Raw genomic sequence first — 10216 nt, 5'->3', positions numbered from 1 at the left:
ATCCCGACTGAAGTGAGGGATTTTCCACTATAATACCGTGATATATTATGGGGATCTCTTGTTTCACTTAAGATGACGAGCGTGGTGGAAAAAGAGTTTTTAATAAAAAAATGGTGTACGTTTTATGAATAATCTAAAAAAAGGCATAAGTAAGTTTATCTTTATGGGAAGGTGGTTACAGCTCCCTTTATATTTAGGCCTTATTCTGATACTGGCTGTTTATGTATATCGTTTTGTCCATGAATTATTTGAATTAATAATCCATCTCAATAACATTAATGATACACTCATTATGCTTGGTGTATTGGATTTAATTGATGTCGTGATGATTGCCAATCTGCTTATTATGGTTGTTTTGGGAGGATATGAAACCTTTGTCTCGCCCCTTGCCCTTGACTCTCATCCGGACCAACCCGAATGGCTCGATCATCTTGATGCAGGAGCTATGAAAGTAAAGCTTGCTCTTTCATTAATTGGTATATCATCGATTCATCTATTGAGAACGTTTATTGATCCCAACAAACTCAGCAACTTCTCTGTAATGTGGCAAGTCATCATTCATTTAACGTTACTTGTTTCAGCCTTAGCAATTGCATTAACCAATAAAATGCTGGCGAAAAGCAAAACACATTAAAAAATAATCTTCTCGATTGATACTTTAAATTCCTGATTTTAAAACACGCTCTATCTTTAAAAGAGCATCTTGGGCATAATCAGGCACGTTTTGCAAAAATCGATTTACAAAACTTGTGCGCCCCTGCTTGAAAAAATCTGTGTATTCTTTCCATACTCCAACCTTAATTAATAATTTGCGAATGATGAGCAAGTAATCTGATTAATTTTTCAATAGAAGAAAGAGATGCTGGTTTTACCACATTACGCGCAAATGCCTACGCTGTTGCCTCATAACTTGTTTTGCTGGTTTCTTGATGAGAGCAGTTTAGTTGCTCCCCGTTCTAATTGCTTAGGGAGGACTGATAAGAGCATAATTGGTTGATTGTTTCAATTTAATATATGCTCACATATTATTCTATTAATTAATATTTTGTTAACAATTGATAAGTATAATACAGAGTCAAATTGATTTTAAAATTGGGTAAGGATGCCTCGTATGTTCATCAATATGAGGTTATTTAAATGTTCTCTAAAAAAGAAACACAACAACAAACTACAACAACACCACAAGTAAAATCCGAGCAAGCCAAAGCAGAATATCATGTTGCAGTCTGTGTAAAAGATACAAATCAAGAAAATGGTCCAGGACACGTGACGGCGCTGCTTATTAAGAAAAAAGAAGGTAAAACAGAAATTCGTACCACAAGTTTTTATCCTGGCTTCTTCGGAAGTATTGTTAATGGATTAACCTTCGGCTCGATCCCTGTGTCAGGGCAACTCGCCACAGATCATAAGCAAGATGTAGAAGAGGCCACTCACATTTTGACTACTCAAGTAACCAAAGACCAATTTAAAGGGGCTAAAAAAGGCCAAAATGAGTTCACTGAAGACGTTATCAAAGGTCATTCAACATACTCTGTTTTTGCTGATGCCAATCCACTAGTGAATGGATTTAAGCATCTACTTCAGGGTGCTTCAGGTTCTCAAAGAGTCGTAGAAAAAACTAAGAAAGAAACAGGTTGTCATCCGTTAGAAGATGTATTTGGTTTCCCTGTGTATGATGACAATCATCCTGAAGTTCCAGAAATGAAAGTTGATAATTGTGCTAGTTCGGTAACTCATGTTATCAAAGGTGCAGGTTTTAAGAATTTTGAAAATCCTAATATACCAACCTTATTTACTCCTGCGTTAGAAAAACATGGTTTTACTAAAGTAGATAAAGACTCATTTATCAAAGAATATTGCCGTGGTTTTAAATCATAATAAAATCCGCACACCCTATTTAATAAAGATTAAATAGGGTGTCTAATAAATACCCATTGATTTAAAATTTACTACCTGACTATAATCTCGATGCCAAATAGGTAATTTTTCTAAATAAAAGGATTGTTATGTTTTCATTTCTCAGATCTAAAAAAAATGATAGCGCAAATACTTCACTACCTAATCTAAATTTAAAAAAAGATATGGATAGCAACTCTGCAAACTTAAACTCTACTACTCCACATGAAGAAACAAAACCAACTGAACCTGCAAAAGATACATGGGTATTTGTTTGGAACATGACAGCCAGTAAAGTTGGCCATACTGCTGTACAAGTAGGTGGTTCAAAGCCAAAAATGAAAGATGAGGATCCAGGGGAATATGTAAGTATTCATCCTGAGTCTATCCCCTCAGGCGGGCTCACATCTGTAATCCCCTTGCCTGCACACATTGCTACTAATTTGTCTGATGATATGGAAACGTTGGGTGCATCGAAAAACACCTGCCTTGATCCAGATAGACCGATACAAGTAAAACCAATCGAAGATTCAACGCCTTTAGCCCCTGATCATGTTTTTCGTTATAAGAATTTAGATACTCCTGTAATGAGTGAACATATTAAGCAAACTCAAGAGAGAGTAAAAAAAGGAGAAGTAGGCTATCAACTACTGCCTAACGTTAATCTTGTTGGATTTTTTAAAGACAGTTCTGCGTTTGTCAATCAAGATCCAATTGATGTTGAACTGTATCGCAGGAAAATAACACCAAAGGAAAATGATAACCCAGTCTATAATTGTACTACATTGGTTAGTGAGATTTTGAATAAAGGTGGGTTACCTATCAGCCCCTCAAGTGTAAAACCATGGGGAATTACTCCGAATGGTTTATCAAGTGAAATAAGCAAATCAGCAGAAGAAATCCAAAGCCCCAGAATATAATAATGCGCACGTGGTTTTCTTTACCTAGTCAGAAAACTACGTGAGGATCAACATGACGAAGAAGGCATCTTCTGGATGAGGTATTTTCAAAGGCGACCTGTGTTGTCCCCTGAAAATATTTCATTTTTTCGGAATGACTTTCAGCAATTATTTAAATTTTGTTTTCCAGCGATTTTAAATGTGAGACATCATAAATAGTAATCGGTGAGTGGATTCCTTTAACTTTGACTCGAAGATGTCCATTTATTTCGATGTCATTTACAACTTCCTTATAAGTAGACTCAGAAATTAATATTTGGCCCCCAAGGCTGAGATCTTGAATTCGTGATGATAAATTAACAGATGATCCTATCGCGCTGTATTGCATTCGTTTTTTGGAACCCACATTTCCCACTACGGCAACCCCCGTATTAATGCCTATTCCCATTTCTAGCTGCGGCAAATTTTTCTTTTTATTCGCGTGATTCAATTTTTTTAGGACCTGTTGCATTTCTAAAGCACAGGCTATGGCACGGAGGGAATCATTTCCTGAGGAATATGGTGCGCCAAAAATGACCATAATGGCATCACCAATAAACGCATCAACAATTCCTTGATATTTTTCTATGACCGGAACCATTTTACTGAAATAGCTATTTAAAAGAGAGACCAGCGTTTCACCAGGAATTGCTTCAGATAAAGGAGTAAAATTTCTTAAATCGCTAAACATAACCGTTATTTTATTCTCATATCCCCCCAATTTTTGATGATGAGGGGATTTAAGAATGGTATTCACTACCTCATCTGACATATAAAAACTAAATACTTTACGAATTAACTTATTTCGTACTTCGAGTTGGGTTTTTATTTTTTGTAATAAAAAGTTTGTCTTACGGAGGCTTAACTGATCTTTGGCTATATGAGCCAAATTTAATAAGAGCTCTAACTGTTTTGAGTCCAATTGTTTTGGAGAGGTATCAGCCAAACAAAAGGTACCCACATTATAACCCTCTGGATCGGTCAGTGGAACGCCTGCATAAAAACGAATGTGAGGGGCCTCTTGTACTAAAGGGCTATTAGCAAATCGTTCATCATGCAATGCATCGTTAATGATTAAAGGTTCATGTTTTTTTATTGTTACATTACAAAAAGAAACGTTTTTTGGGGTTTGTTTTACCTTTAAACCGTGTTTTGATTTAAGCCATTGCCTTTTGTCATCCAGAAACGCGATATAACAAATGGGGATATTAAACAAATCAATTGCAAGACGCACCAATCGATCATAACTTTCTTCTGGACCCGTATCCATAATTTTTAATGACTGAAGTGCATCAAGGCGCTTATTCTCAAATTCCTGGGTATTTTCTATTTCTTTCAATTTCGATGCCATAGTAACTCTCTGTTTCTATTATCTAATATCATATTAGATGCACTGTACAAGTTCTCCATATACTCATTATAGATTAAATATGAACCACATTTTTTGCATTGGACATAATTCATGGTACTATCGATTTAACCTAATTTGTGCTTATAAAAATGTTTACAATGAAAAACAAACAGGAGCATAGACGATTAAGTAAAGTCGACGAGCATGGTGAATACGCACTATTTCCAGGAGTTACGGTGGTATCCGCCTGCTATCCTGAACATAAAGAATTTTGTGAAACCATCCATAAAGCCTTAAAAAATAATCCTGTGATTATGCAGCATTTTTCTCCCCTACCTGCCAATAGTTATCATATGACCACCATGAGCTTAGAGACGGAGCAAAAAGTAGGCGCTATATGGGATCAATTTATCACTCATAACTTACCTCACTACCAAAAAATCAAACAAGCGCTTCAAAAAACGCCTATTACCCCTTCCATTGAAAAGATGGATATCAATATTGGTCGGACCATTTCACTTGCTTTAAATTTATCCAAAGAGCATGCAGCACAAATTCAAGAAATAGCAGAAGCTTTGAGTATTGAAGAAACAATTCCCAAGATCTTTCACATCACCTTGGCCTATTCACGATCTAAAAAGATAAGTTCTATAGTCGTTTCGGAACCACTTAAAGAGGAGATAACCAGAGAACTCAATGTAATTCTCGAAAAAACGATACTTCCATTAAAAATTGCTGAAGCCAAACTTTGTTATTTTAATGATATGAAGGCTTTTATTCCTTGGGATGCAGAACATAATCCATTTACCCAATCCAAACAACATGTACCCGATTCCATGCTAACCAATGAACAGAGTACAGAAGATTTTCAAAAGGAAGCGCACCACGAGATGTGTTCCACATAAAAAATCATTTCTGTTGAAATAAACATTTTGATCTTATATTGTTGCTCCTTAATACCATGAATTAGGGAGTTTTCATGAAAAATCATTCTGGGATATTTAGGTTAAGTGATTATGAGGTTCTAGAATATCTCGTAAAACATGTCGATTTGGAGATTGATCTCTCAAAAAAACCGATTCAATCCAAAGCATTATTGACGATTGAACCAAATCCTAAATCTTCATCTCACTCGATTAATCTTGAGTTGGATGGAGAAAATATGCTCTTAGAATCCATTTCACTCGATGGTAAAAAACTGACTCAAGAAGAGTATGAAATAACAAAAGACTCTATAATTATCAAAAACATCCCCCAAGATCGCGCCTTTACACTCGAAACAGTGACTCGTTTAGGAGAAAATACGGATCTTTTTGGTTTATATGAAACAGAGGGAACAATTCTAGTTAAAGCGGAAACCGAAGGACTTCGTCGTGTTCTTTTTTGTCATGATCGGCCGGATAATTTAGCGACCTACAAAACAACAATTATTGCTAAAAAGGAAGACTATCCCGTATTACTCTCCAATGGTTCACTCATCGAACAAAACAATCTCGATAATGGGTTACACAGCGTAACCTGGTTGGATAAAGTACCTAAACCGAGTTATCTTTTTGCCTTGGTTGCTGGAAAGTTGCAAAAATCAGTAGCTTATTTCAAAACCCGCTCTCAACGTGAATTACCGATTGAATTTTATGTACCCCCTGCAGCTACCGCAAAATGTGATTTTGCTAAAGAAGTTTTAAAAGAAGCCATGCGTTGGGAAGAAGAGGTCTTTGATCTGGAATGTGAGTTAGCACAACATATGGTAGCTGGCGTCGATAAATATGCTTCAGGTGCTTCAGAACCGACTGGGTTAAACTTATTTAATACAGCAAATTTATTTGCCACACCCGAAACTCGAACTGATGCTGATTTTCTCCGTGTCTTAGAGGTTGTTGCTCATGAATATTTTCATTATTGGTCAGGAGATCGAGTAACTATCCGTGAGTGGTTTAACTTGCCATTTAAAGAAGGTTTAACTACGTTTAGAGCTGCGATGTTTCGGGAACGCTTATTCGGAACCGACTTAGTTCGGATGTTAGACGGAAAAAATCTTGATGAGCGTGCTCCAAGGCAAAATACATACACCAATGTTAGAAGTCTATATACTGCCGCTGCTTATGAAAAAAGTGCTGATATTTTTCGCATGATGATGCTCTTTGTTGGTGAAAAAAGTTTTTATGAAGGAATGACCCAATTTTTAAAAACTCATGATGGTGGGGCGGTAACTTTGGAAGATGTATTGGAGTCATTGAGTCAATCAACGGGTAAAGATATGCGCTCTTTCTTGTCTTGGTTTACTGAATCCGGTATTCCTCAATTAATGGTTACAGATGAATATGATGACAAAGCAAAATGTTATACTTTAAAATTTAAAACTAAAGATGGGAAAGGTAGGCCGATACCTGTTGTGTTCGGATTACTCGATAAAGATGGAAAGGAAATTCTCGATGATACAACGATAATAATTGATAAGCCTGAAATGGAATTTCACTTCAATCATGTTGATTCACGCCCTACTCCATCATTATTACGCAGCTTTTCGGCTCCTGTTCAACTTCAATTTGAATATGATTCAGAACAATTACTTCAATTAATGCAACATGACAGCAATTTATATAATCGTTGCGAGGCGGCAAATAAATTGATCACTCAGATGGTTAAAGAATATTGCCAGGGTAATTCTCTTAAATTCACCCCTGAATTCTTTAACACCTATCGAAAATTAATTCTGGAGGCATCGAATTCATTAAATCATTGGGTTTTGGCCGAACTAATATCCATACCTACAGAAGAAATTTTATTTTCCAATCTGCAAGACCAGAATTTTGAACAAATTGCAGAAGCACGTCGACTTATTCAATTCCAGCTTGCAAAAGAATTAAAGAACGATATTTTGTTACTGCAAAAAAATCTAGAAAAATTACCTGCTTCCAACAACTCACCTTTTAAATCATTTGATATCCTCTCTGCTGGGGTAAGACGCTTAAAGCATGTTTGTCATAGTTATTTAATTTCGGTAGAACCTGAAAAAACAGAGAGTTCTTTAATGGAACAATTCAATAGTTCCTTAGGTAAAAACATGACTGCTTGCCTTTCTGCACTTAGTTTGCTAATAAACAATAACTGCAGCCAAGCAAGCATCCTCTTAAACCGTTTTTATGATTACTGGAAAGCTGATGCGGGAGCTGTTAATTATTGGTTTAATGTGCAGACAGCTGCACATTCGGAGCATGTTGTAAAACTTGTGGAACAGTTAATGCAACATCCCGCTTTTGATTTATCTAATCCCAATAAAGTATATGCTTTACTGGGCACATTTATTAAAAATCCTTATGGTTTTCATGCAAATTCCGGAAAAGGCTATCAATTAATCGTTGACGTCATCCTAAAATTGGAAAAAATTAATCCGACATTAGCTGCGCGCGTAGCTGAAGAATTCAATGGTTGGGAGAAGTACGATAAGAAAAGACAACAAATGATGTTAAGTCAATTGGAATTCATGAGCATTAATGCAACAACTGATGATGTGAGAAACATGGCAAAAAAGGGGTTGGACAAGAGGAAAGCTGATCCACCTATTCCCATACAACATATGTTTTTTTGTCCTTCCACCCCAGCAAATCCAGGGACTTTGAATAAAGAAGAAGAAGAAAAAACTTATTCGTACAATAATTAGCAGTGAGTAAAAAACACTCTTTACCTTAGTTTCTCTCTGCAAGGGAGAAACAATCCGCAAGGCAGATAACAGGATTATAGTGTCACCTACACCAAAGCCCCCCTCCTAAAAGAGGGGGGACTCCTTTAAAGATCTTATAATTTTAAAAGAACTTCGGCACAACACTCAGGGGCAGTTTTTTTATCTAATCCCAATTCATCTTTACTTCGCTCTTGTTGCCGTTTTGCAGTAAAAAAAGCCGATATACTGCTCGAAAAATATTTTTCTGGAAGATAAGGTTTCCCAAAATGAGTGTAGGCTGGTTTTCCTTCTAATACTCCCTGATTTAATAAAGCTCCAGGAACAGCCTGGGCTACATATTCAGCTGCTGCTGCAGCTTCATTACCCGTGACATTAGCCCGTATAAAAACATGCTCAAATTCAGGATTAATAACAGTCAATTCAGGTTTTTTGAGTTTTTCAAATAAACTACTCGTCAAAATAATTTTAAATTGATTCTTACATGCATCTTGATGTTTTTTATAAACCTGAAGTATTTCTATTAAATAGGCGTCGAGATTTTCAATACCAGGGTGTAGACCAAGACGAACTTCCATATGAGGATGCTTGGGAAGTACATCAAGTACACAATTTAAAAAAGTACTATCAATTGCCACGGGCTGAGTAGTACTACTTACAAAAGCGAATGAATTTCCCTCAGTAATTTTCAAAGTTTCTCGTGTCTTCTGGGTCCGCTCTCGTTCTGCATCCAATCTCAGTGCCAGTTCTGTATCATTCACTGCAGGTTTTATAGCAAGCGCATTGTCAATACTCAGATGGCCAACAATATGTATTTTGTTTTTATCTTTAATTTCGAAGTCTGCTACAGCCGGCTCCAATGGCAAAGCCCATTGTACATTTGGCTTGTTTTTTAGCGTAGGTAAAGAATCCCATAAGTTATGGTTATCAGGCTTAAACATAAACTCATAAGCCATAAGTACAGGCATATCCTCTAATGCTGCTGCGATTTGAAAAGGAACTTTATTGCTCACCGAGGGAACACCACAATATACGTGCTGAACCTTCTCCATTTGCAAGTATTTTATTACGTTATTAAGTTGCTCTTCATTGCAGGAACTTACTGGAAAAGAGTTATTTTCAGTAGTAATTAATTCGGGCAATGATATTTTTGTGATGACTAAATTTGAATTAAAAACAGCGACTCGATCCTGTGCTGTTTTAGTTAATGAAATCAGTAAAGCCTCATGCTTACCGTGAGACTCTAGGACTCTAATCGTATTTAATGCTAAATCAGTATCTCCGGCACTACTAATTAAAAAAGCAAGTTTCATATCGTTTTGTCACCCAGAATATTAAATGAGCAAGAATATCAAAAAGCAATTGGAAAGTCCTGAGTCTGAGCTTGCATTTTCGTCTATGAGTTGCAGAATTCAAGTTTTCGGCACTTAAGCATATACAGGGGCAAAGGATCATTTATTTTAATTGCCCTTTTAAAAAGCCAAGTGCTTTTGCAATTTTTTTATTCATAAAACGTTTAGGTAATAACATGGGCAATATCCAATCCGTGAAGAGATTAGGAACCAAAACATAACTCGCTTTAGGATGTGGGTTAGATAAAATTATAGTTACAAGTTCGCCTACTTTTTTGGCAGGTAAAGCAGATAGCTCTATTTTATGATAAATATAGCGTTTAAATTTTAGAAGAGACTTCGCATAAATGGACTGACTCAGCTTATCGTCACTGATTTGATCTTCATTTTTATGCCAAATGGGAGTGTCAACCATTCCCGGTCTTACAAGTACTACATCAATACCAGAAATCATCAGCTCCATACGCAAAGTATCTGAAAATGCTTCCACTCCATATTTTGATATAGAATAGGGACCAAAAAAAGGCCTACAAATTTTACCAGATATAGATCCTATGTTGATGATTTTACCCGGAGGTCCATCCAGCATTTTATCGCCTCCAAGCAGAGAGATGAACTCTTGAGTTACCCTAATTTGCCCAATAACATTTACTTCAAATTGACGACGAAACTCATCAAGCGGCATTTCGCTCAAAGGACCAACAACCGCAATTCCTGCGTTATTAATTAATCCCCAAAGTTTTTTTCCTCGCAACTGTTTACGAACTTCTTGCGCTGCTTTTTTTACTGCCAATTCATCGGTTATATCAAACAAAAGAGGAACAAAAAGAGTACCAAGCTCTTCTTTGATCCTTAATGCATCCTCTTCATTGCGCACACTGCCAAAAACGCGAATATTGTGAGTAACTAACTCTTGAGCAATGGCAAATCCAATTCCAGATGAAACACCAGTAACCACAGCAGATCGCATCTTTTAAGCTCCTTTGCTTGCTTTAATTTC

At 36.4% G+C, this 10216-nt stretch carries 8 protein-coding genes; 5 read left to right on the top strand and 3 right to left on the bottom strand.

What is annotated here, in order from left to right; genetic code table 11:
- The first annotated feature begins 124 nt into the window (after positions 1–124).
- The 3 genes from OQJ13_RS00660 to OQJ13_RS00650 all read left to right on the top strand — a co-directional run bounded on the left by OQJ13_RS00660 (position 125) and on the right by OQJ13_RS00650 (position 2816).
- Positions 125–634 (top strand): TIGR00645 family protein, encoded by a 510-nt coding sequence (locus OQJ13_RS00660; protein ID WP_265708437.1) that lies wholly within the window; start codon positions 125–127, stop codon positions 632–634.
- Between the two features lie 503 nt (positions 635–1137).
- A complete protein-coding gene (locus tag OQJ13_RS00655; RefSeq protein ID WP_265708436.1) occupies positions 1138–1878 on the top strand; it encodes a hypothetical protein in 741 nt (246 codons plus the stop codon).
- Between the two features lie 128 nt (positions 1879–2006).
- Positions 2007–2816, top strand: coding sequence for a hypothetical protein (locus OQJ13_RS00650; protein ID WP_265708435.1), 810 nt, complete (start codon positions 2007–2009; stop codon positions 2814–2816).
- A 151-nt stretch (positions 2817–2967) separates the two neighbouring features.
- Here the strand turns inward: OQJ13_RS00650 and OQJ13_RS00645 are convergent, their stop codons facing one another.
- The gene (locus OQJ13_RS00645) at positions 2968–4185 is read right to left on the bottom strand and encodes an adenylate/guanylate cyclase domain-containing protein (RefSeq protein WP_265708434.1); all 1218 of its coding nucleotides are present in this window, start codon (positions 4183–4185) and stop codon (positions 2968–2970) included.
- Between the two features lie 158 nt (positions 4186–4343).
- Between OQJ13_RS00645 and OQJ13_RS00640 the strand changes: the two genes are divergently transcribed.
- Both OQJ13_RS00640 and pepN read left to right on the top strand, forming a co-directional pair.
- Positions 4344–5090 (top strand): DUF1868 domain-containing protein, encoded by a 747-nt coding sequence (locus tag OQJ13_RS00640; protein ID WP_265708432.1) that lies wholly within the window; start codon positions 4344–4346, stop codon positions 5088–5090.
- A gap of 74 nt (positions 5091–5164) precedes the next feature.
- Positions 5165–7846 (top strand): aminopeptidase N, encoded by a 2682-nt coding sequence (pepN, locus tag OQJ13_RS00635; RefSeq protein ID WP_265708430.1) that lies wholly within the window; start codon positions 5165–5167, stop codon positions 7844–7846.
- A gap of 134 nt (positions 7847–7980) precedes the next feature.
- Here pepN and OQJ13_RS00630 read toward each other — a convergent pair whose 3' ends face one another.
- Positions 7981–9177: a hypothetical protein gene (locus tag OQJ13_RS00630; RefSeq protein ID WP_265708428.1), complete on the bottom strand. Its 1197-nt coding sequence runs from the start codon at positions 9175–9177 to the stop codon at positions 7981–7983.
- Between the two features lie 142 nt (positions 9178–9319).
- Positions 9320–10186: an SDR family NAD(P)-dependent oxidoreductase gene (locus OQJ13_RS00625; RefSeq protein ID WP_265708426.1), complete on the bottom strand. Its 867-nt coding sequence runs from the start codon at positions 10184–10186 to the stop codon at positions 9320–9322.
- Between the last annotated feature and the right edge of the window lie 30 nt (positions 10187–10216).

Source organism: Legionella sp. PATHC035 (assembly GCF_026191115.1).
In the GTDB taxonomy this organism is placed as follows: Bacteria; Pseudomonadota; Gammaproteobacteria; order Legionellales; family Legionellaceae; genus Legionella.
Note: the sequence above shows the minus strand (reverse complement) of the source record. Positions and strands in the feature narration are given on the sequence as shown.